The organism is Streptococcus sp. Marseille-Q7156, assembly GCF_965119495.1.
Genome location: NZ_CBCPLU010000001.1, coordinates 647726 through 669858, shown reverse-complemented (window position 1 = coordinate 669858; position 22133 = coordinate 647726). Strand labels below are relative to the sequence as shown.

The following is a 22133-nucleotide window of genomic DNA, read 5'->3' as shown; positions in this document are numbered from 1 at the left end:
GTTGCAATTGCTTTAGCATCTGACACCAATTTGTCTTTTTCTGCATGGAGCTTCGCTTGTTCATCTTGAAGTGCAGTCAACCTGTTTTCTTCTGCTTGCAATTTTGCTTGCGCATTTGTAAGAGCAGTTTCAGCATCTTTTTGGGCAGTTTTGGCTGTAGCAAGTTCAGCTTTAGCTGTTTCAAGAGCAGTTTGTTTTTCCGCTTGGCTTCTTGAGAAGTTTTCAACAGCTGTTTCAGCGTTTGCTTTACGAGTTTGAGCATTTGTCAAAGCAAGATTTGCCAATTGCAAGTTCTTTTCAGCAACTTCTGTTTGAAGTGGACTATTTGTTTTACTTGCCAATTCTTTTTCAGCTTCTGTCTTAGCTTCAAGTGCAGAAGTATATTTGCGTGAAGCAGCTGCCAATTCTGCTTTAGCATTTGTAAGAGCAGTTTGAGCTTGGCTGTTTTGTTTTTGTGCTTCAGCTAGTTTTGCTTCAAGTTGGGCAAGGTCTTGGTTGAGGTTGATTTTATGTTTACCATCGCTACCAAATGAGTTGACAAACCAACGTTTACCATTGATATTAGCGACAGTCATTGCAACACCACCACCGTTTAGGTTGTTATTCAAATGTCCCCAATTAGCATGTTTATCAAGGAATGAATAATTTTTGAAAGCACGTAATGCAGAATTTTTCAAATCTTGCATTGTTGAAATATCATCACTAGCATAAATTGAAGCTAAGTTTTCTACACCATTGTTTTCGCGAATATGACCAGCCATAGCAGGGTCAGTTCCACGAGCTTCATAGGCTTTTGCCATTTTCTTGCTATGTTCAAGTGTATCTTGAGCAGCATAAGCTCTATATGTTGTAGGATATCCCATATTTTCTTGCAAGACATTTACTAATTTAGCATAGAAATCACTAACTTCAGCAATTTCAGCATCTGTTAAATTATCAATATCCACTTTACGGTTGGCATCGTTTTTGTTGAAATCAACTGTAAGAGAGTATACATTTTAGCAGCTGTAAGCATCATTAAACGATTAGCTTTACCATCTTCTTTTATAACTGTTATTTGCATAATAGCTAAGTGCATCTTTAAATGTGATATAGTTTTTATCAAGACCATAGTAAGCTTTTTCTTCATCTGTCAAATGGTGAACTGGATTTCCCATATGAATAACAGCTTCACCAGAGCGAGCTTTTTGTGCATCCAATGAAGTTTGCGCTTCTTTTTCTTTAGACGCTGTAGCATCTGCTTTTTGTTGAATGGATTCAACTTTTGTTTTATCTGCGTCCATCATTTCTTTAGCTAGTTTCAAGGCGTCATTTTTGACATTCACATTGTTTGTAGCTTGTTTGATAGCATCTGCGCGGTTACTATCTGCTTTCTTAGCTGTTTCGACAGCTTTTGTTGCATTTGAGATATTCGCATTTGCTTGTTCAATATCTTTTTCTGCTTGGGCAAGAGAGGCTTTAGCTTCACCAAGTCCTGAACCATTTAGCGCGTCTTCAGCTGATTTGACATTCGCTTCTTTAGCGGTTACTGTTTTATCCGCTTCAGCTTTTTTACTTGTTGCGCTTGCAACGTTAGCTGTTTCAGTTGCTACAGTCTCAGTTTGCGCTTTAATCGCTTCAGTAGACGCTTCAGTTGCTTTTTGATTGGCTTCCTGAGCTTTTACATTGGCGTCTTGTTTAGCTTTTGTAGCAGTGATATTTTCTTCTGTAGCATTGGCTTTAACAGCTTCCGCTGACTTCAAGTCCTCTTTAGCGCTTGTCAAAGCAGTTTCGGTAGTTGTAACAGCTTGGTTAGCAGAAGTAGCTTCAGCTTTTGCTGTTTGGCATTTCAGCTTCAACTTGCTTAACAGTAGACTCTTGAGCATCAAGAGCAGGTTTGACGTCAGAAGATTTCTTCACTTCTGGTTTTGCATCAGCTACAGGTTTTGAAACAAGAGGTTCATTGACAGCAGTTGACAGCAGTTGTATCAACTGCTGTTGTAGTAGTTGCTTCCTGTGCAAATGCAGTTCCACCAACAGACGCAAGCGCAATAGCTGTTGAAGTTGTGAGGGTTTTCAGTTTCTTCATCATTTTCTCCTTTGATGGCTGATAAAATGAGCTAATTTTTATAGTTTTACTACACTATTTTATCATTATATAGTGCAATATTCAACACTTATATATTATACAAGTGTAATTTGTACTACTTATTATTTATAATGTTTATCTTTAAAATAATAGTGAAGGTAAACAATTATGAATCAAAACAACTTACAAACTTTTATTGCAAAAAGAATTAGATATTTACGATTAACAAAAGGGCTAAGCCAAGAAAAACTTTCCGAATTAGCTGGCTTAGGCTCGAAACATATCCACAACATAGAAAATGAAAAATATAATTTTCAAATACAAACACTGAATAAAATACTTATAGCTCTTGAAGTAGATGAAAAAACATTTTTTAATTTCGGTTTTCCAGAAAAGAGTAAAGAAATTGAAAATATTATCAATCAACTTGAACAGATACCAGAACCACAAAAAACAGATATAATTGATGCAATAGCAACCCTATTGAATAACATAAACAACCGCTAAGAAAAAAATCTTAGCGGTTTATTTTTACTCCAAAATTATCCTCTAAATTGCTTAGAAAATCATCTCTCCAAAAAGAGTCATTTATATTCTTGTAAAATTCGACTAAATATCGTTTAAACGAAATTTCAGTTATAACTCTATTTTTATTTTGTTCTTCAATCTTTTCTTTATACTTGTTAATCTGATACTTTTCAAATTCATATATTTTCTTAGCAAGAGAAGAAATCACGTTCTTGTTTGCTTGCTTCATATAAAATTTTTTAAACTTACTAACAGATTCTTCAATTTCAAAAGATAATGTGAATTCTTGATTCTTTAAATTATTATAAAATTCTTCTACTTCTTCTAATCTACTATTGTAAGAATCCAATGCCAATTCTGGTGCTACAGACTGTAATATTTCTGTCCGCCCCCGAACATCCTCTAATAATTCACCTACTTTTTCAGCTTGTTCAATGCATAATTTCTGATTTTCAAACCAATCTTCTTTTAATCTTTGTTCAAATTCTTCTAATAAAGTATTTATAGTTAATTCAAAATTAGTCTCCAACATTTCTTCATTAATTAATTGCATAATTGTTGATTTAGTACGTGGCTGAATATGAAAAATTTTTATCGGTAGTTGACGTCTTTCAATCTCCAGCTTTAATGAGAAAAGATAATCTTCATTCATTAAATACGCAGGTTTCCCAGAGTTTTTAAATTCTTCTCTAATTTTGTCTTCTGTTGTTTTAAAACCTTCCCGTTGTAATTGCTTCACTAGCTTATCTTCTTTTTTATAGAGATTATCCCAACTCGAGAGAATTTTGGAATTTTTCCCAAATTTTGGAAATACATATAAAGTTTCAACTACCTCATCGCCTTGAAAATTTATGTATGATTCAATTATATGTTCTCCCTCTGAAAGTTGCTTATATTGGCCTAGTACATCTTTTTTCAAAATATCACGAATTTGTTTTTCAGTTATATTCATATAAAATTCTTTTTCTATTCTTCCGCTAGGATAACTTCTAATATAATCTAAAGCTTCTTTTACATTATAATATTTTTCTTTCAATATAATGTCCTCCTTATCGTTATTTTCAGCTTATCAAATAAAATTTCTTAATGCAAATTTTTTATTTTTTCCCTTATGGTGCATTTGACGACTGGAATTTTTAATCGTGATACACTTGAAATGTAAATAACGAACGTTCAAATATTTACAAGAAAGATTTAACAGAAAGAACTAGTTTTTATCTAGTTTGCTAAAAAATATTATAAAGGAGGCCGATTATGGCATTTTTTAAAAAAGTTAACGGTTACAGTTCTAGCCTTGCAGAAGAGGCTCTTTCAGATGAAGTTGTTAAGTTGGTAGGTAAACAACTTGAGACTCAATATGAATTCGAAAAAACTGGTGAAATTGTTAAGGGTAAAGAAAAAATGAAACGTACTGATAAAATTTTAGGTTATCAAGTATACGTTGCGACCGATAATCATAACCCATTCAAAGTAAAATTTTTACCCAATAATAAACCAGACCTGTCTAAGATTGATATCGGAGATATTGTTGAATTTGAAGATTTAGAAGCATTTGAGAACCAATATGGACAGCTATATTTTCGTGCAAAAGGTATTAAGAAGAAAGGAAAATAATGCATGGCTTTTTTAATGAATAAAAGTCAAAATCAAGCTACATCAGCAACTTCTGCTGATGTAGCTGAATTTGGCAAAAACAAGTTCGAGTTAGAACAATTTATTTTGAGAAATTTGAATAACGCTCTCAATATTAATGATGAATCATCTTATTTAAATTCATTTGATATTAAGGTCGCAAGCAATGATTCTGGCGTTTTTTACGTCCCAAACCTCCCGATTTCATATTCTTTAAGCAAAAAACTTTACTTTGATATTTTTGCAATTTGTGCTGGCATACTCTACCCATTCAAGACTCTCTTACCACAGAATAATGCTTTTTTTGTTCCTTATGATACAAAAAATGAAAATCAAGCACGTGCATTTTTCTTTCCTTGGGTTGATGGGATTCCAACTCGGTTAAAGATTGATAATCTTTCATCTTTTATTAAAAAGAACGTGTCAGAAAATACTCTCCCAATTATGGCTAACAATATTTGTAATATTCCAATGAAAGCGGTGACAAGTTTGGCGGTGAGTGGAGCATCTGGTACAGGAAAGACTCATTTCTTACGTTATTTGATTAGTTGTCTAAAATCTTTCACAAATCAAATTATTTGCGTCGACCCTAAAATCGCTGATGTTTACTTACTAAGTAAGGAATTAGGTTTAGAAGTATTAGCACCAACACATGGTTCAAACTTAAACAGTTTTATTACAGAGGTCAATGAATTGTTGGGTCGAATCATTAATAAGATATATGAACGGCAAAAAATATTATTAACAAATCCAAAAACTCAGTTTGAACGCATTTATATTGTTATTGATGAACTGTTGGCACTTGTTCAGGGGAGCTCTAAGCAGTCTCGTGAATCATTTGGGCAATTACTTGGGACGATTGCTCTTCTCGGCCGTCAGACCTCCATCTCACTCATTTTATGTAGCCAACGCTTTGATGCAACTGCATTTGGCGGTAATACAGCAGTACGTGAACAAATTAACTGTATCTTTATTTTAGGTGAGATAAATGCGAATACTTGTCAGTTTTTATTGCCCAACATCAATGTTGATAATATTGTAGTCCCACCTGGTATTGGTACAGGTATAGTCAAGTTTACAGATAGTGAACATCGAACGCATATTATGCCACTTCTAACCCCCTCTTATAACATCAGGAAGGAAGAAATCACATGAAGAAATACTTTAATAAATATAATGTAGTTAATTTTACAATTTTTGTTTCTATTATATTTTTTATTTTAGAGCGTTTGGCTACATTTATCATTTTTCAAATACATCTAGAAACATTTTTTTATTTTATTGTTTTTATATCAGTACTACGTTTAATTTCGAGTGTATCATTTATATTATTACTATTTATAATTAATATCGATTTTGCATTTAGAAATGCTGAATTTGATTATTTCAGAAATAGCATTAAGTCATATGTTGCGACGTGGCAAATGAGACGATTTTGTAGGCAGATAAATGTAGAGCCAACTTTGGAAGAATCTTCTCGCTACAGCAATTCAAAACAAGAAATTATTAGAAAAGCGAATCGTTCACTGTTAACATTGACTGTTATTTACTATGAAGAAAAAGCTGTTGCAAAATGGACTTTTCCACCTAACTGTGAAAGTTACAATATTATGGAAGAATTGTTGTCTCAGGTTAAAAGAGAATTGAATCAGTTAGATAGTAGTTATTTATTTAATGATTTCATTAGACTAGAAAATAGTAGGACATTCAGCTCAACAGCATTTAGAAAAAAATAAAGGTGCGGTGTACTGCTACTGAAGGTAAGCAAGTACACCAGCACCAAAATATTTAAACAATCCATGTCTAATGAATACAAATTTTATGTTGTGATGTGTCAAGTAACTATGATGTTTGTTTGGATGTGGATGCCCAGTTTTTCTCCGTCTGGGCATCCACATCCAAACCATATCACATCAACTCAAAATCAACACACACTCATTATTTTGTGTCAAAAACAGAAAGGTTTTTATGAAAATTAATCAAAATGATAGAAAAAGAAAATTTTTTGGGCAAATTTCATTTGAATATGAACACAATGCAAATTCAGAATTAACTGAAGAGGATTTTCGTGAATCAGTTGTTCAACGTATTAAAGACTATTGTAAAAATGAAGATGATAGGTATCATATTATTTTTCACGATAAAGATTTAAAAGATGACGGAAGTTCAAAACCATTGCATGCCCATTTTTATATTGATTTTAAGCATGCTCATACTTATTCATCTGTTTATAAGGCTTTATCAATTTCAAGAGAACAAAATTTAGAATTTGTTCGTAGTTCGATAAAAGCATGCAGATATCTTACACATCGCAATGAGCGTAACATGGCAGAACACAAATTTCCCTATGAAGTAGCTGAAATCATTTCATCAAATAATGCCAACTATATTGATGATATCATGGGAAAAATCAAAAATCATAGCAAAGAAAAGGCTGATAACGGTTTAGAAATCGATGAATATTGTTTAGAGTTAAGTTATCAAATCTCAGAGGAAGGACTTCTTATAATGGAAGCAAAACAACAATTATTTGAGCAATTCACTCAACGGATAGCACAAAAAGCATGGAATTCAAATAAAAGGCAGTTCGAGGAAAACAGACAAGAATATATTCATAAGGAGTTTATTCGTATGAGTAAGGGCGAACGAAATCATACAGGTATTTATATCCAAGCTGAAGGAGGAACAGGAAAATCATATCTAGCACGCTTACTTGCAGAAGAACATGATAGATTAGGCGCACATACCCCATCCATCAATAAGAAACGATTCGATTTGGGTTCAGGTTATAAAGGGGAAAAAACGATTGTAATCAATGAATTAGATGCAAGTTGTGGCATGACATTTAGAGAACTGTTTCAAGTATTAGAGCCAGATTCTGCAACTCAGCTTAGTTCACGGTTTAAAGATGCGTACATCATCAATGACTTAACAATTATTACAAATTCAGATACTTATTGGGATTGGTGTGATTCGTGGTTTGGTAAGAAAAATCAAGAATATCATCAACTAATGAGAAGAATCAGGTTTATAATCAAAATGGTTCATGATGAAAAGAATAAGGTTATCAAAATTGAATTATGGAATTACACAGCTACACGTGATTTAAAAGAAAAATCGAAACAAGCATTTAAAAAATTAGATACCTACACATTAAAAAGTGTAGAAAATGAAGAAGAATTTCGAAAAATTGCTTCAGATATATTGGAAAGAATTAAGAAAGAAAAAAATATTGATAGTAAAAGAAAAGTTATCACTACAGACTCAACCGACCAAAGCGAGGGTAGCGATAACTCAAACTAGTAGAAATAATAAACAATATTTCTGCTCCTATTTTATCATAGAATAAGGAAAAATTATATGACAGATAAGATTTTAATCAAAATAGACAATTTAGAAGTAAATCTTCCCAACACACATATCATTGTAGAAAAGGAAGAATATCTCAATATGAAGAAGCAAGCTTCAGAAGGGAAATATATGAGCTTATCCGAGGTTTTAGAGATGGTTTCAGTCTCTAGACCTTGGCTGTTAGAAAATGTTCTCTATCGAGCTGATATTCGGTCAAAAGTTGATATTGATAAAAATAAAGATGGTTTTGTAAAGTATCCGCAAAATCAGGGTGGAAAATACATATTTCTTGCTTCTAAGACGAGAGCATTTTTTGAACAGCATTTCTCAGAGTTATTAAAAGAAACATGATATAATAGCCAAGACGATGTCTTGGTTATCTTTTTAAAAAGAAAGGATAATCGTATGGCAATTTCATACAGACAAAGAGGTAAAAAGAAAACTTGGGATTATAGAATATTTGATAAGAATAAAAAGGTAGTTGCTTCAAACTCAGGATTTCAAACGAAAAAAGAAGCAATATTGGAAGCAAGTAAAATTGAATTAGAGTTATTAAACGGTAACGTAATTGATTCAAATATTTCTCTCTATCAATTATGGCAGGAATGGTATAATCTGCAAATAATTCCTTTAAATAAAAGTCAAGGGACAATTGCACATCATAAACATAGAGGTAAACTTATTTTAGATTATTTCAAAGATAAATCAGCTACTAACATCACTTATAGTGAGTATCAAGAATTTATCAACGAATACGCAAAAAGAGTTGGAAAAGATACGGTTCGGCGTTTAAATTCGGAAGTTAGAAAAGTCATTCAATTTGCGAAAAAAGATAAGTTATCAATCATTGATTTTACAGATGGTGTTGTTATTACAGGACAAGCAAGCCGAAAGATTAAAAAAGAAAAAGCTATCAAGAGTTCAGCTGATTATCATAAATTATTGAAAGAGGTAAAACATAATATTGAACTGAAGTTTAATATTATTGACTATCTTCTTTTTATTCAACTAAAAACTGGCTTGCGTTTCGGTGAGGTGCTAGGCTTAACATGGGATTGTGTTTTGAATGAAACTCAAGAAATCAAAACATACAGGCGCTATGACCCTAGAAAGAAAGAATGGCGACCAGCAAAAACAGCTACTTCTGTTCGAACTATTCCAGTCGATTCAGAAACATTGAATGTTTTGAATCAATTAAAAGAGATTCAAAGTAGAGATATTGAACAAACAAATATTAAAAATAAAGAAAATCATATCTTTTTCGATTTGTATACTATCGTTCCAAGTAATCACGAAGTGAATAAGCGTTTAAGAGAACATCTCAAGAAGTTGAAACTCAAACCACTCGATTTATCAGCTACAGGTATTAGGCACACATACGCAAGTATTATGTTAGGTTATGGAATCGATATCTGGGTTATAGCTTCAAATATGGGACATAAAGATATTACACAAATAACTCAAACATATGGTCATTTAATCAAGGAAAAAGAAGAATCAGAAAACAAACGTGTTAGAGAATTATTAAGTCAATAATTTTTTTATAAAAAAAGTTGACCAAAAATTGACCAAATTCAAAAAAGACCTTGAAAAATCAAGGTCTAAGACTATTATATCAACCCACTACAGTTGACAAAGAGCCTTTAATTTTAAAGACTTTTCCCAGCCTCTTTTATATATCTGTCAATGGTGTTGCGGTATCTGGTGAGGTATCATAAACTTTAAAGTCTACTCCGACTCCCAGATCAGCTTGTGCTAGCTGATTGACCATGGTCATGTGAGCCAGCTCCTTGATATTGTTTTCCTTGGATAGATGGCCAAGGTAGATTTTCTTAGTGCGATTTCCTAGCGTCCGAATCATGGCTTCAGCGCCATCCTCGTTAGAAAGGTGACCCAGATCCGATAGGATTCGTTGTTTGAGTCGCCAAGCATAAGAACCTGCTCGCAAAATCTCTACATCATGGTTGGACTCGATAAGATAGCCGTCCGCATTTTCAACAATTCCTGCCATACGGTCACTGACATAACCTGTATCTGTCAAAAGGACAAAACTTTTATCATCTTTCATAAAGCGATAGAACTGCGGTGCGACTGCATCATGGCTTACACCAAAACTCTCGATGTCAATATCTCCAAAGGTTTTGGTTTTGCCCATCTCAAAGATATGCTTTTGCGAAGAATCCACCTTGCCGAGATACTTGCTATTTTCCATAGCCTGCCAGGTCTTTTCATTGGCATATAAATCCATACCATACTTGCGAGCCAAAACGCCTACTCCATGGATATGATCTGAATGCTCATGGGTAATCAAGATGGCATCCAAGTCTTCTGGCTTACGATTAATTTCAGCAAGTAGGCTGGTAATTTTCTTACCAGATAAGCCTGCATCCACTAAAAGCTTCTTTTTTGGAGTTTCCAGATAAAAGGAATTTCCACTGGAACCCGACGCTAAAATACTGTATTTAAAGCCTGTTTCACTCATTCTAGTCTTCTACTTCATCCTCCCATACTTCTTCTTTCACTGCATCCTTATCATAAGGGAGCACAATTGTGAAAGTTGATCCCTTACCGTATTCACTCTTGGCCCAAATAAAGCCCTTATGTTGTTTGATAATTTCTTTGGCAATAGACAGTCCTAGACCTGTACCACCCTGGGCACGACTTCTAGCACGATCCACACGATAAAAACGGTCAAAAATACGTGGTAAATCCTGCTTAGGAATACCCAAACCTTGGTCTGAGATGGATAAAATCATCTGATCATCAGTCGTCTTCATAGTCACTGTGATTTTCCCACCATCTGGCGAATACTTGATGGCATTGTTAAGAATATTATCAATCACCTGTGTCATCTTATCTGTATCTATCTCTATCCAAACTGAGGTAATGGGGTAATCTCTCACCAGTTCGTATTTCTTCTCTTCATCCTGCCCTCTTATCTGATCAAAACGGTTGAGGATAAAGGTAATAAAGGCAGTAAAGTTAATCAGTTCCACATCTAGGTGACTGGTCGCATTATCAATCCGTGAGAGATGGAGGAGATCCGTCACCATTCGCATCATACGGTTGGTTTCATCTAGAGATACCTTGATAAAGTCTGGTGCTACGGTTTCACACAAAGCTCCCTCATCCAAGGCTTCAAGATAAGACTTAACACTGGTTAAGGGTGTCCGTAGCTCATGGCTAACATTGGATACGAAGAGTCTTCGTTCGCGTTCTTCCTTCTCCTGCTCTGTCGTATCGTGTAAAACAGCAACCAGACCCGAAATAAAGCCAGACTCTCGACGAATCAAGGCAAAGCGAACACGGAGGCTCAGATACTCACCATTAGCATCCTGGGAATCAATCATGAGCTCAGGAATTTGGGTGATTAAATCACGAAGTTCATACTCATCTTCAATCTTAAGCAATTCTAGAATACTTTTGTTTAGAACATCTTCTTTCTGAACACCTAACTGTTTCTTAGCCATGTCATTAATCATGGTAATCTTGCCACGACGATTGGTCGCAAGGACTCCGTCCGTCATATAAGAGAGGATACTATGTAATCGTTTACTCTCTTGTTCCAGATTTTCTTGGGTTAAACGAATTACTTCTGATAAATCATTGAGATTATTAGTAATATTGGTAATTTCAGAGCTTCCCTGCATATCCAAAACCTGAGAATAATCTCCTGCAATCAGGTCTTTTACCTTTTGATTGATTTGCTTCAACCGAATATTATCCCGACGATTTTCTAGCAAAAGTAAGGTCACTACTAAAATAAAGCCAAGTAGAATGAGGATAAAGATAAAATCACTGGTTAAAACTGTATCTTTAATTAGTTTAATCATTATTTCTCATATAATAACCAACACCGCGACGTGTTAGGATATATTCAGGACGACTTGGTGTATCTTCAATCTTCTCACGCAAACGTCTGATAGTTACGTCAACTGTTCGAACGTCTCCGAAATAGTCGTAACCCCAGACCGTTTCAAGCAAGTGTTCGCGTGTAATCACTTGACCGATATGAGAAGCCAAGTGGTACAAGAGTTCAAATTCACGGTGAGTTAAGTCTAGTTCTTCACCATATTTCTTAGCAACATAGGCATCTGGAACAATCTCCAAGTCCCCAATTTGCAAGGGTTGAGTTTTATTTTCATCTGATTCTTGATTATCTACAGAAACCAAGTCCGTGCGACGAAGGAGAGCTTTGACACGCGCCTGCAGCTCACGATTTGAGAAGGGTTTGGTTACATAGTCATCCGCTCCAAGCTCCAAACCGATAACCTTATCAAATTCGCTATCCTTAGCTGACAGCATGATAATAGGCACACTACTAGTCTTGCGAATAGTCTTCGCAACTTCTAAACCATCAATTTCTGGAAGCATCAAATCCAAAATAATAATATCTGGCTGCTCTGCTTCAAATTGCTCTAGCGCTTCACGACCGTTAAAAGCAGTTACAACTTCGTAACCTTCCTTGGTCATATTAAACTTGATAATATCTGAGATTGGTTTTTCATCATCTACAATTAATATTTTTTTCATATGTTCACCTTTTTCTCTACTATTATACCAAAAAAATAGCAAGAAGACACAATAGCTAGTCTTTGCTACTGTCTAAGTTGGCTTGTGCATAAGCCTGCCAGATTTTTTGTTGGGGTTTGGCAAGTGGAACATCCTTGAACTCTTCTGGTGAAAGCCAGCGAACTTCCCTATCTGAAAAATCATGAAAGTCAGTCACCTGACCTGCTACAATTTGAACATGCCACTTTCGATGGCTAAAGACATGCTTGACAGTCTCAAAACAAACATCAAGCCAATCAACTTCTAGGTCATAGTCCTGCTGGAAACTCTCTTCTGGACTGGGGCCAAAGTTTACACTTTTTTCTGCAACCTGATGAAAGAGGTCAAACTGCTCCTCTTGCGAAAACTCATCTACTTCTATCAAGGGAAAATGCCAAAATCCTGCCAACAACTTTTCACTCTCATTTTTTTCAAGTAAAAATTGTCCTTGAGTATTTTTGACCACCAAGGCTTTAAGATAAATTGGGACAGGCTTTTTCTTGGGAGCCTTAATTGGATAACGGTCCATTGTGCCATTCTGATATGCCGCACTGAAGTCCTTAACTGGGCTTTCTTCTGGTCTTGGATTTACAGGCGCCTCAATATCTGAGCCCAAGTCCATCAAGGCTTGATTAAAGTCACCAGGCCTTTCTGGGTCAATCAGGATTTCCATCATTGCCTGAAAAATTTTGCGATTACTTGGAATCCCAATATCATGGTTGACTTCGAACAGGCGGGCCAAAACACGCATAACATTACCATCTACAGCTGGCTCAGGCAAGTTAAAAGCAATACTGGATATGGCTCCTGCCGTGTAAGGGCCAATTCCTTTCAAACTGGAAATTCCTTCATAGGTGTTTGGAAATTGACCACCAAAGTCAGTCATAATCTGCTGGGCTGCAGCCTGCATATTACGAACTCGAGAATAATATCCCAGTCCCTCCCAAGCCTTCAACAAACGCTCTTCAGACGCATTCGCCAAACTTTCCACTGTTGGAAACCAGTCCAAGAACCGTTCATAGTAAGGAATAACCGTATCCACCCTGGTCTGCTGGAGCATAATTTCAGACACCCAGATATGATAAGGATTTTTACTTCTACGCCACGGTAAATCTCGCTTGTTTCCATCATACCAGTTGAGGAGTTTCTCACGAAAAGAAAGGATCTTCTCCTCCGGCCACATGACGATACCATATTCTTTCAAATCTAACATATCTCTAGTATAACACAGAAGGTTTCACCTGTCTTTGTATCTGATTTATAATATTTTCAATAGACAGTATATGACTTTTCTTTCTACTTAAATATTTTTAATATGACTTCAGCTGAAAATCGATATAATATCATAGAATGCAATTATCCATCTTCATGGTTTGATTTTGAGACAAATAATACTCAATGAAAATCAAAGAGAAAACTAGGAAGCTAGCCGCAGGTTGCTCAAAGCACTGCTTTGAGGTTGTAGATAAGACTGACGAAGTCAGTCACATATATAATCCAAGGTGAAGCTGACTTGGTTTGAAGAGATTTTCGAAGAGTATAAGCTAGAAATACAGTATTATTTAAAATAGTCGATCATCCTACGGATAAACAATAAAAACTCATCTCCCTTATAAAACAATGAAAACGCAGATTGATATCATCCTAAAACAAGTAACAAAGGGAAAATAATGTTTTGCCCCCTATACACAAAAAAAGCCTGTCACACAAGCTCAAATGCTTGATATGATAGGCTTTTTAAAGGCTGATTATTTAACAGCGTCTTTAAGAGCTTTACCAGCTTTGAATGCTGGAACTTTAGAAGCTGCAATTGTGATTTCTTTACCAGTTTGTGGGTTGCGACCTTTACGTGCAGCACGCTCACGAACTTCAAAGTTACCAAAACCGATCAATTGAACTTTTTCACCAGCTGCAAGGTAGTCAGCTACTGCTGAAAATACAGCTTCAACTGCTGCTGCTGAGTCTTTCTTAGTCAATTCTGTAGCTTCTGCTACTTTAGCGATCAAATCTTGTTTGTTTGCCATGTTAATGATTCCTCCAAATTAATTTCTAATTAACAAATATAATCATATCCTAAAATCCCTTATAGGTCAAGTTAAAAACGCTGTTTATTCGCATTTTCTTTATTTTTTTAGGAATGGTAACGTACCAAAATAGCCCAAGCATTCTCACCTGTGTGCGTTTGAATAATGGAACCCGTTTCCAAAACAGAAATTGGCTGTTCAACATAGGCTTGTAAGCTTTCTTTCATCTCTTTCGCCCAATCAGCACCACCAGAATATGAAATTCCAATCTCTGCTACAGAACGTTCAGCGAGTGATGTTATCAACTCATCCAACCATTTTTTAAAAGTTTTAGCTCCACGACCTTTAACAATTGGCTGCAATTCATGGTCTTTCATTTGCATGACAACACGGATATTGAGAAGTGAGCTCAACAATCCAGTTACACGGCCAATTCGTCCACCTTTTACTAGATTTTCTAGAGTAGAAACGCCAATATAAAGTTCTGTGTTGTTTTTAACCTCTTCTACATGAGCTAAAATCGTCTCCATATCTTTGCCTTCTTGTGCTAATTTCGCAGCCTCAACAACTTGGAATTTCAAGGCTTGGTCAGTAAAGGAACTATCGATAACTGTCACGTCGGCAGTAGATAGGCTGGCACCTTGACGTGCTGCTTCTACAGTCCCCGAAAGAGCATGGGACATATGAATAGCAAGAATCTGGCTACCATCTTTGCATAGGTTTTCAAAAACTTCAGCGAAGACACCTACAGGCGGTTGACTTGTCTTAGGAAGATTCTTACTTGCTTGCATCAACTGAAGAAATTTACCTTCTTCTTTCAAATCAGCATCAGAATAAACAACATTATCAATCATTACAGATAATGGAACAATTGTAATATCTAATTGTTTTACGAGTTCAGGTTCAATAGTAACAGATGAATCGGTTACAATCTTAATTTTTGTCATAGTATCAATCTTTCTATTTTAGGATTCAGATTGGTTTTCTTACTTCTAATTATATCAAAAAAAGATTAAAAATCCTAATGGAGTCAATCAAATTTTCCGTAAAAATTTGATATAATCAACTTATAAGAAAAGAGGTTTCCTATGATTAAAAAAATTTACCCCATTTTTACCATTTTACTAGGTGCTGCTATTTATGCTTTTGGGCTGACTTATTTTGTAGTTCCTCATCATCTCTTTGAAGGAGGGGCGACAGGTATTACCCTCATCACCTTTTATCTTTTTAAAATCCCTGTTTCGCTCATGAACTTGCTGATTAACATTCCCCTTTTCATCCTGGCTTGGAAAATATTTGGAGCAAAATCTCTCTATTCTAGTTTGCTTGGAACCTTAGCTTTATCCGCCTGGTTAGCCTTTTTTGAACGTATTCCCCTTCATATTGATCTTCAAGGTGATTTACTAATCACAGCTCTTATAGCGGGAATTCTATTGGGAATCGGTCTTGGAATTATCTTTAATGCTGGAGGTACAACGGGCGGAACTGATATTCTAGCTCGTATTCTCAATAAATACACTCATATATCTATGGGGAAGTTGCTCTTTATCTTAGATTTTTGTATTCTCATGCTGATTCTCATCATCTTCAAGGATTTGAGATTGGTTTCCTACACGCTCTTGTTTGATTTTATCGTTTCGCGTGTTATTGATTTGATTGGCGAAGGAGGCTATGCTGGTAAAGGCTTTATGATTATCACAAAACGTCCTGACCAACTTGCTAAAGCGATTAATGATGACCTGGGAAGAGGCGTTACTTTTATTTCTGGTCAAGGCTACTATAGTCAAAAAGATTTGAAGATTATCTACTGTATTGTCGGTAGAAATGAGATTGTGAAAATGAAGGAAATGATTCATCGAATCGATCCTCAAGCCTTTATAACCATTACAGAAGCCCATGAAATCCTTGGAGAAGGATTCACCTTTGAAAAAGAATAAAAAGAGGTAGTGTCGTGACCTCAAAAGTTAGACTTATTCATCTATCTTTTGGGTTACAGACAACCTCTTTTTTGTTTACTCAATTTCTTAAGACCAATTCCGAGCAACTTCTTCATCTGCCTTTAACTGATCCACTAATTGGTCGACTGAGTCAAATTTGGTCATATCTCGAATGCGATCAAGCCAATAAACCATGACGGTTTCCCCATAAATATCTTGATTAAAATCAAAAATATTGACTTCAAAACGGGCTTCTTCTCCATCAAAGGTCACATTTTTCCCGACACTAGCCATGGCACGATACTTCTGTCTTTGAATCTCAACATCAACGACATAAACGCCATCTGCTGGCATATAAGTACGATCTAAAAGCACCAAATTCGCTGTCGGATAACCAATCGTACGACCACGAGCATTGCCATGAACCACCATACCTCTTGATGGAAGCGGTGCCCCCAAAAGTTCTCCTGCTTCTTTCACATTTCCATCTAAAATAGCTTGACGGATACGAGTTGAACTAATCTTTCCTTTCTCATCTTCTACAGGTGGAACGATAATGACTTCTCCATCAAAGTAATCCTTTAAGTCTTCTGCCGTTTTTTGGTCAGAACCAAATGTATAATCAAAACCTGCAACAATAATTTTGGCATTCATAGCCTTGATATAAGTTGCAAAAAATTCTTCTGCCGTGAGACTAGCGAATTGACTACTAAAATCAAGGAGATATAATTCTTCTACGCCTTCTCGTTTTAATTTTCTTTCACGTTCAGCAGGGTTCAAAATATGTAAAAACAGATCAGGATGATAAGGCTCTAAAGCGATCTTTGGAGATTCATTAAAGGTCATAACGACGATAGGCAATAAATCCTTTCTCGCAGCCTTATTGGCAACGCGAAATAATTCTTGATGCCCCTTGTGTATACCATCAAAATAGCCGAGAACAACGACTGAATCAGATGGTGTGCCAATATCTTTTTGGTTTTTTATAGGAATAGTAATAATCATAAAATAATTATATCATAGCGATAGCTATTTCTGGAACAGAAAATCTGAAATGTCGTTTTTTTAACCTGAAATAGCCATTTTTGCAAAAGGTAGTACCATACAAATATATATTGACTCTGATATACTAGAATTACAAAAAAGGGGAACGATTAACATCATAAACCATTCTCAATTTATTCTTATCGTATCACAATTCATAATTATCATTGAGTGAAGAACTGATAGTTGAATAGCATGAACTAATATCGCAAAAGCCAGCGTTTTCTGACGCTGGCTTTTAAACTGTGAAAAACTTTTCTAAACTAGATTGCTTCTGTAACAAAACTACGGCTTTCCAATACTTTGAGCATGGCGTTAGCTGTATCTAGGGCTGTGAAGAGGGGCACTCCGTGTTCAATAGCTGAACGGCGAATCTGCTCACCATCTTCGTCTGCAGTTCGTTTGGTTCCTACTGTATTAATGATAGCTTGAATTCTTCCTTTACGAACAAAGCTTGGAATATCCTTATCGTCATCACCAATCTTACCAACAGGTTGGGCTTGCAAGCCATGACTGGCAAAGAAGGTTGCTGTCCCTTCTGTCGCGAGGATTCCATAGCCAATATTTTGGAAACGACGAGCTAAGTCCAAGGCTTCTTCTTTTGCATCATCAGCGATGGTAAATACAACGTTACCAAAGGTTGGCAAGTGTAAGTAAGAAGCTTCAAAGGCTTTATAGAGAGCTTTTTCCAAAGTCGTATCAGAACCCATAACTTCACCTGTTGACTTCATTTCAGGCCCGAGTAAGCTATCTACCTTAGCTAGTTTCGTGAAGGAGAAGACAGGTGCCTTGATATGAACGCGAGTGCTTTCAGGGTAAAGACCATCTTGGTAGCCAAGTTCTGATAAACTTTGACCAAGAATGAGCTTGGTCGCTACCTGAGCCATAGGAATATTGGTAACCTTAGAAAGGAATGGAACGGTACGGCTGGCACGTGGATTGACCTCAATAACGTAGACTTTTTCATCCTTAATAACAAACTGGATGTTCATCATTCCAAGACAGTTAAGACCAATTGCTAGGCGTTTAGTATAGTCTGCGATTGTTTCTTGCACCTTTTGCGACAAGGTTTGTGGAGGATAAACGGCCATTGAGTCACCTGAGTGGACACCGGCACGTTCGATATGCTCCATGATACCAGGGATAAGAACATTTTCTCCGTCTGAAATGGCATCAACTTCACACTCTTGCCCAACGATGTATGAGTCAACAAGCACTGGGTGGTCTGGACTAGCCTTAACAGCGGTACGCATGTAAGAACGGAGGTCCTCTTCGTTTTCAACGATTTCCATGGCACGTCCACCCAAGACATAAGATGGGCGGACAAGAACTGGGAACCCAATCTTGCGAGCTGCAAGAACTGCTTCTTCTTCATTGGTAGCCGTTTGTCCTGGTGGCTGAGGAATATCTAAGTCTTTAAGAGCTTGCTCAAAGAGGTCACGGTCTTCCGCGCGGTCCAAGTCAGCAACCTGTGTACCAAGGATGGTCACACCTGCTTTTGCCAATGGCTCCGCAAGGTTAATGGCTGTCTGACCACCAAACTGAACGATAACACCTTTTGGTTGTTCCAAATCAATGACGTTCATAACATCTTCGAAAGTCAATGGTTCAAAGTAGAGCTTATCTGATACAGAAAAGTCTGTTGAAACGGTCTCTGGGTTTGAATTCATGATGATGGCTTCATAGCCAGCAGCCTGGATAGCCTTAACCGAGTGAACAGTTGCGTAGTCAAACTCAACCCCTTGACCGATACGGATTGGACCTGAACCTAGGACTAGGACAGATTCCTTATCAGACTTGATAGACTCATTTTCCCATCCATAGGTTGAATAGAAATATGGTGTTTCAGAGTCAAACTCTGCCGCACAAGTATCTACCATCTTGTAGACTGGGACAATCTTGTTTTCCAAACGAAGCTGACGAACTTGGTCTGCAGTCGTTTCCCAAAGTTCAGCAATCTTACGGTCTGAGAAACCATTGAGTTTGGCAGTTTTCAAAACGTCTAGATCTTGTGGATGAGCTCCCAACTCCTGTTCAATTTCAAAGATATGCAAGAGTTTATCCAGATAGAAGATATCAATCTTTGTCAATTCAGCAATTTCTTCTGGTGTGTAACCACGGCGAATAGCTTCTGACACGTAGAAGAGACGGTCATCTTGGGCTTTGACAACTTTTTCAATCAAGGCATCATCAGAAACTGCTGCAAGTTCTGGCATTTCATTGTGGTGAACCCCAATTTCAAGGGAGCGACAAGCTTTAAGAAGTGACTCTTCGATGTTACGGCCAATTGCCATAACTTCTCCAGTTGCCTTCATCTGAGTCCCAAGACGACGTTCACCCTTTTCAAACTTATCAAATGGGAAACGTGGAATCTTGGCAACGACGTAGTCGAGGGCTGGCTCAAACATAGCATAAGTTGAACCTGTAACTGGGTTGATAACCTCATCCAAGGTCAAACCGACTGCAATCTTAGCAGCCAATTTAGCGATTGGGTAACCTGTAGCCTTAGAAGCAAGGGCTGACGAACGCGATACACGAGGGTTTACTTCGATAACATAGTACTTGAAGCTGTGTGGGTCAAGGGCCAGCTGAACGTTACATCCCCCTTCAATCTTGAGGGTACGAATAATGCTCAAGCTTGCGTCACGAAGCATTTGGTTTTCATAGTCTGACATAGTCTGAGCTGGGGCAAATACAATGGAATCTCCTGTGTGAATCCCGACTGGGTCAAAGTTTTCCATGTTACAAACAACCAAGGCATTGTCAGCTGAGTCACGCATCACTTCGTATTCGATTTCCTTGAAACCTGCGATTGAACGCTCAATCAAACATTGGGTCACAGGTGACAATTTCAATCCATTTTCAGCGATTTCACGCAATTCTTCCTCATTAGCACACATACCACCACCAGTACCACCAAGTGTAAAGGCTGGACGAACGATGACTGGGTAGCCAATTGTTGCTGCAAAGGCAACTGCTTCTTCTACTGTGTTAACAATTTCAGATTCTGGAATTGGTTGGTTGAGCTCTTCCATCAATTGTTTAAAGAGGTCACGGTCCTCCGCTTGGTCAATGGCAGATAATTTAGTTCCCAGAAGCTCAACACCAAGTTCATCTAGGATACCATTTTTAGACAATTCCATGGCCATGTTGAGCCCTGTCTGACCACCAAGGGTTGGTAGCAAGGCATCTGGACGTTCCTTACGAAGAATACGCGTTACAAACTCAAGTGTAATCGGTTCAATATAAACCTTGTCCGCAATCTCCTTGTCCGTCATGATGGTGGCAGGGTTTGAGTTAACCAAGACAACCTCATAACCTTCCTCTTTCAACGACAAGCAAGCCTGGGTCCCAGCGTAGTCAAACTCAGCAGCCTGACCAATAATAATCGGACCAGAACCAATCACCATAATTTTTTGAATATCAGTACGTTTAGGCATAGTTTATGATACAAAGCCCGTAAAGAACACAGTGAAAATAGGAAACTCGGTGCAGACGCCTTCAGCGTCAAGACGATGTTTATCTTTTTCACACAGTTCTTAGGGCGTGTTCACTTCCGCGAACAATGTATCTTCTCCTTTCTATTCGGCAACTCTCAGGTTGCCATTAAATAAATTCTCCGACGATTTTTTAGCGAAACGATACTTTTCGGTAAAAAATCTAGTGCAGGGAGTTTTTAGTTCGCCTGATAGCGACTAAAAGAAACGACCTGCCTTTCTATTCGTCGCCTCACAGAGCGACATTAAATAAGATACAAAGGACGAATAGAAAGCGATTGATTTTTAGGAAACCAAGGAAGGATTGACAATCCAAATTGGTTTCTCTAAATTCCGAGCTTTCCGTCCGTGTTCAATTAAATAAATTCTCCGACGAGCTTTTACTCGTTCTTAGTTTGATTGTTTAAAAGCTTCCATCATCTCGATAAACTCGTCGAATAGGTAGCTTGCGTCGTGTGGACCAGGTGCTGCGTCTGGGTGATATTGAACAGAGAAAGCAGGTTGGTATCTGTGACGCACACCTTCAACTGACTTGTCATTGATTTCTTCATGGGTAATAATCAAGTGCTCTGGCAAATCCTCACGGCTAACTGCATAACCATGGTTTTGACTTGTAAAATCCACACGTCCGGTAGCAATTTCGCGAACCGCATGGTTGAATCCACGGTGTCCAAATTTCATCTTATAGGTCTTAGCACCATTTGCCATAGCAAAGAGTTGGTGTCCCATACAGATACCAAAAATTGGAATTTTTCCTTGCACACCACGAATCATATCCAGTGCCTGTGGAACATCTTCTGGGTTACCTGGACCGTTTGACAACATAACTCCGTCAGGATTGAGATGGAGAATTTCTTCAGCCGTTGTCGAATAAGGAACAACTGTCACGTTACAGTTGCGTTTAGAAAGCTCACGTAAGATTGAGTGCTTGAGACCAAAGTCCACTAGCACCACGCTCAAACCAACTCCTGGAGCTGGATAGGATGTTTTAGTAGAAACCTGCTTGATATTGTCTGTCGGCAAGACTGTCGCTTGGAGCTGGTCCGTCACATGGTCCATACTATCCCCAACATGGGTCAAGGTTGCACGCATGGTACCATGCTTACGGATAATCTTTGTAAGGGCACGCGTATCAATTCCTGAAATACCTGGAATTTTCTTGGCTTTCAAAAATTCATCCAAGGTCATTTGATTGCGCCAGTTACTTGCTCTACGTGCTTCTTCAAAAACAACGACTCCCTTACAAGTTGGAATAATGGATTCGTAATCATCACGGTTGATTCCATAATTTCCTACCAAAGGATAAGTAAAGGTCAAGATTTGTCCATTATAAGACTGGTCTGTAATGGATTCTTGGTAGCCGGTCATGCCTGTATTAAAGACGATTTCGCCTGTTACATCAATATCTGCTCCGAAGGCCTTGCCTTCAAAAACTGTGCCATCTTCTAATACTAGAAGTCTTTTTGTCATATTTTCACCTCTCGTGGACGCTCACTGGCGT

The 22133-nt window shown here is 37.2% G+C and carries 21 protein-coding genes and 1 pseudogene; 8 read left to right on the top strand and 14 right to left on the bottom strand.

Features of this window, described 5'->3' with window-relative positions; all coding sequences use genetic code 11:
- Positions 1 to 191 precede the first annotated feature (191 nt).
- The 4 genes and pseudogenes from ACWPV5_RS03315 to ACWPV5_RS03300 form a co-directional block, all read right to left on the bottom strand.
- Positions 192 to 971 (bottom strand): annotated as a pseudogene (locus ACWPV5_RS03315) (SEC10/PgrA surface exclusion domain-containing protein); the annotation flags it as partial.
- A gap of 60 nt (positions 972 to 1031) precedes the next feature.
- A complete protein-coding gene (locus ACWPV5_RS03310) occupies positions 1032 to 1838 on the bottom strand; it encodes a hypothetical protein (RefSeq protein ID WP_454382279.1) in 807 nt (268 codons plus the stop codon).
- Positions 1807 to 1971, bottom strand: coding sequence for a hypothetical protein (locus tag ACWPV5_RS03305; protein ID WP_454382277.1), 165 nt, complete (start codon positions 1969 to 1971; stop codon positions 1807 to 1809). Before ACWPV5_RS03305 ends, ACWPV5_RS03310 begins: the two co-directional genes overlap by 32 nt.
- Entirely contained in the window at positions 1940 to 2068 is a 129-nt protein-coding gene (locus ACWPV5_RS03300; RefSeq protein ID WP_454382275.1) for a hypothetical protein, read from the bottom strand. Before ACWPV5_RS03300 ends, ACWPV5_RS03305 begins: the two co-directional genes overlap by 32 nt.
- Positions 2069 to 2236: 168 nt before the next feature.
- On the opposite strand from ACWPV5_RS03300, the gene ACWPV5_RS03295 reads away from it, so the two are divergent.
- On the top strand, positions 2237 to 2575 hold the full coding sequence (locus ACWPV5_RS03295) for a helix-turn-helix domain-containing protein (RefSeq protein WP_084890022.1): 339 nt from the start codon (positions 2237 to 2239) through the stop codon (positions 2573 to 2575).
- A gap of 10 nt (positions 2576 to 2585) precedes the next feature.
- On the opposite strand, the gene ACWPV5_RS03290 is transcribed toward ACWPV5_RS03295, so the two are convergent.
- Positions 2586 to 3632: a hypothetical protein gene (locus tag ACWPV5_RS03290; protein WP_454382272.1), complete on the bottom strand. Its 1047-nt coding sequence runs from the start codon at positions 3630 to 3632 to the stop codon at positions 2586 to 2588.
- 218 nt (positions 3633 to 3850) lie between these two features.
- Between ACWPV5_RS03290 and ACWPV5_RS03285 the strand changes: the two genes are divergently transcribed.
- From ACWPV5_RS03285 to ACWPV5_RS03260, 6 genes are all read left to right on the top strand, one after another.
- Positions 3851 to 4210, top strand: coding sequence for a hypothetical protein (locus ACWPV5_RS03285; protein ID WP_454382270.1), 360 nt, complete (start codon positions 3851 to 3853; stop codon positions 4208 to 4210).
- Between the two features lie 3 nt (positions 4211 to 4213).
- Positions 4214 to 5383: a cell division protein FtsK gene (locus ACWPV5_RS03280; protein WP_454382268.1), complete on the top strand. Its 1170-nt coding sequence runs from the start codon at positions 4214 to 4216 to the stop codon at positions 5381 to 5383.
- Positions 5380 to 5964: a hypothetical protein gene (locus ACWPV5_RS03275; RefSeq protein WP_454382266.1), complete on the top strand. Its 585-nt coding sequence runs from the start codon at positions 5380 to 5382 to the stop codon at positions 5962 to 5964. The genes ACWPV5_RS03280 and ACWPV5_RS03275 overlap by 4 nt, the downstream gene beginning before the upstream one ends.
- A 232-nt stretch (positions 5965 to 6196) precedes the next feature.
- A complete protein-coding gene (locus ACWPV5_RS03270) occupies positions 6197 to 7531 on the top strand; it encodes a Rep family protein (protein WP_454382264.1) in 1335 nt (444 codons plus the stop codon).
- 57 nt (positions 7532 to 7588) lie between these two features.
- Positions 7589 to 7930, top strand: a complete 342-nt coding sequence (locus tag ACWPV5_RS03265) for a DUF771 domain-containing protein (RefSeq protein ID WP_454382262.1) — start codon at positions 7589 to 7591, stop codon at positions 7928 to 7930.
- A 54-nt stretch (positions 7931 to 7984) separates the two neighbouring features.
- Positions 7985 to 9115: a tyrosine-type recombinase/integrase gene (locus tag ACWPV5_RS03260; RefSeq protein WP_454382260.1), complete on the top strand. Its 1131-nt coding sequence runs from the start codon at positions 7985 to 7987 to the stop codon at positions 9113 to 9115.
- 136 nt (positions 9116 to 9251) lie between these two features.
- Here the strand turns inward: ACWPV5_RS03260 and ACWPV5_RS03255 are convergent, their stop codons facing one another.
- The 6 genes from ACWPV5_RS03255 to ACWPV5_RS03230 all read right to left on the bottom strand — a co-directional run bounded on the left by ACWPV5_RS03255 (position 9252) and on the right by ACWPV5_RS03230 (position 15101).
- Positions 9252 to 10061, bottom strand: coding sequence for an MBL fold metallo-hydrolase (locus ACWPV5_RS03255; RefSeq protein ID WP_000004961.1), 810 nt, complete (start codon positions 10059 to 10061; stop codon positions 9252 to 9254).
- Position 10062: 1 nt separating this feature from the next.
- A complete protein-coding gene (gene vicK, locus ACWPV5_RS03250) occupies positions 10063 to 11412 on the bottom strand; it encodes a cell wall metabolism sensor histidine kinase VicK (protein WP_261032498.1) in 1350 nt (449 codons plus the stop codon).
- The gene (yycF, locus tag ACWPV5_RS03245) at positions 11405 to 12112 is read right to left on the bottom strand and encodes a response regulator YycF (RefSeq protein ID WP_101785036.1); all 708 of its coding nucleotides are present in this window, start codon (positions 12110 to 12112) and stop codon (positions 11405 to 11407) included. The genes vicK and yycF overlap by 8 nt, the downstream gene beginning before the upstream one ends.
- 55 nt (positions 12113 to 12167) lie before the next feature.
- Positions 12168 to 13343 (bottom strand): A/G-specific adenine glycosylase, encoded by a 1176-nt coding sequence (gene mutY, locus ACWPV5_RS03240; protein ID WP_454382257.1) that lies wholly within the window; start codon positions 13341 to 13343, stop codon positions 12168 to 12170.
- Between the two features lie 535 nt (positions 13344 to 13878).
- Positions 13879 to 14154, bottom strand: coding sequence for an HU family DNA-binding protein (locus tag ACWPV5_RS03235; protein ID WP_001284642.1), 276 nt, complete (start codon positions 14152 to 14154; stop codon positions 13879 to 13881).
- A gap of 107 nt (positions 14155 to 14261) precedes the next feature.
- The gene (locus ACWPV5_RS03230) at positions 14262 to 15101 is read right to left on the bottom strand and encodes a DegV family protein (protein ID WP_261043751.1); all 840 of its coding nucleotides are present in this window, start codon (positions 15099 to 15101) and stop codon (positions 14262 to 14264) included.
- Between the two features lie 141 nt (positions 15102 to 15242).
- On the opposite strand from ACWPV5_RS03230, the gene ACWPV5_RS03225 reads away from it, so the two are divergent.
- Positions 15243 to 16091, top strand: a complete 849-nt coding sequence (locus tag ACWPV5_RS03225) for a YitT family protein (protein WP_261193319.1) — start codon at positions 15243 to 15245, stop codon at positions 16089 to 16091.
- A gap of 87 nt (positions 16092 to 16178) precedes the next feature.
- Here the strand turns inward: ACWPV5_RS03225 and ACWPV5_RS03220 are convergent, their stop codons facing one another.
- The 3 genes from ACWPV5_RS03220 to ACWPV5_RS03210 form a co-directional block, all read right to left on the bottom strand.
- Entirely contained in the window at positions 16179 to 17096 is a 918-nt protein-coding gene (locus ACWPV5_RS03220; protein WP_000587439.1) for a bifunctional riboflavin kinase/FAD synthetase, read from the bottom strand.
- Between the two features lie 302 nt (positions 17097 to 17398).
- On the bottom strand, positions 17399 to 20575 hold the full coding sequence (gene carB, locus ACWPV5_RS03215) for a carbamoyl-phosphate synthase large subunit (protein ID WP_454382253.1): 3177 nt from the start codon (positions 20573 to 20575) through the stop codon (positions 17399 to 17401).
- 447 nt (positions 20576 to 21022) lie between these two features.
- Positions 21023 to 22102: a carbamoyl phosphate synthase small subunit gene (locus ACWPV5_RS03210; RefSeq protein ID WP_000166853.1), complete on the bottom strand. Its 1080-nt coding sequence runs from the start codon at positions 22100 to 22102 to the stop codon at positions 21023 to 21025.
- Positions 22103 to 22133 lie beyond the last annotated feature (31 nt).

Bases quoted from the DNA above. Each gene is read 5' to 3' on its own strand.
- yycF (WP_101785036.1), bottom strand. From the start codon at position 12,112: ATGAAAAAAATATTAATTGTAGATGATGAAAAACCAATCTCAGATATT.
- ACWPV5_RS03210 (WP_000166853.1), bottom strand. From the start codon at position 22,102: ATGACAAAAAGACTTCTAGTATTAGAAGATGGCACAGTTTTTGAAGGC.
- ACWPV5_RS03280 (WP_454382268.1), top strand. From the start codon at position 4,214: ATGGCTTTTTTAATGAATAAAAGTCAAAATCAAGCTACATCAGCAACT.
- ACWPV5_RS03295 (WP_084890022.1), top strand. From the start codon at position 2,237: ATGAATCAAAACAACTTACAAACTTTTATTGCAAAAAGAATTAGATAT.
- mutY (WP_454382257.1), bottom strand. From the start codon at position 13,343: ATGTTAGATTTGAAAGAATATGGTATCGTCATGTGGCCGGAGGAGAAG.
- ACWPV5_RS03300 (WP_454382275.1), bottom strand. From the start codon at position 2,068: ATGAAGAAACTGAAAACCCTCACAACTTCAACAGCTATTGCGCTTGCG.
- ACWPV5_RS03285 (WP_454382270.1), top strand. From the start codon at position 3,851: ATGGCATTTTTTAAAAAAGTTAACGGTTACAGTTCTAGCCTTGCAGAA.
- carB (WP_454382253.1), bottom strand. From the start codon at position 20,575: ATGCCTAAACGTACTGATATTCAAAAAATTATGGTGATTGGTTCTGGT.
- ACWPV5_RS03275 (WP_454382266.1), top strand. From the start codon at position 5,380: ATGAAGAAATACTTTAATAAATATAATGTAGTTAATTTTACAATTTTT.
- ACWPV5_RS03255 (WP_000004961.1), bottom strand. From the start codon at position 10,061: ATGAGTGAAACAGGCTTTAAATACAGTATTTTAGCGTCGGGTTCCAGT.
- ACWPV5_RS03235 (WP_001284642.1), bottom strand. From the start codon at position 14,154: ATGGCAAACAAACAAGATTTGATCGCTAAAGTAGCAGAAGCTACAGAA.
- ACWPV5_RS03230 (WP_261043751.1), bottom strand. From the start codon at position 15,101: ATGACAAAAATTAAGATTGTAACCGATTCATCTGTTACTATTGAACCT.
- ACWPV5_RS03270 (WP_454382264.1), top strand. From the start codon at position 6,197: ATGAAAATTAATCAAAATGATAGAAAAAGAAAATTTTTTGGGCAAATT.
- ACWPV5_RS03225 (WP_261193319.1), top strand. From the start codon at position 15,243: ATGATTAAAAAAATTTACCCCATTTTTACCATTTTACTAGGTGCTGCT.
- ACWPV5_RS03260 (WP_454382260.1), top strand. From the start codon at position 7,985: ATGGCAATTTCATACAGACAAAGAGGTAAAAAGAAAACTTGGGATTAT.
- ACWPV5_RS03220 (WP_000587439.1), bottom strand. From the start codon at position 17,096: ATGATTATTACTATTCCTATAAAAAACCAAAAAGATATTGGCACACCA.
- vicK (WP_261032498.1), bottom strand. From the start codon at position 11,412: ATGATTAAACTAATTAAAGATACAGTTTTAACCAGTGATTTTATCTTT.
- ACWPV5_RS03265 (WP_454382262.1), top strand. From the start codon at position 7,589: ATGACAGATAAGATTTTAATCAAAATAGACAATTTAGAAGTAAATCTT.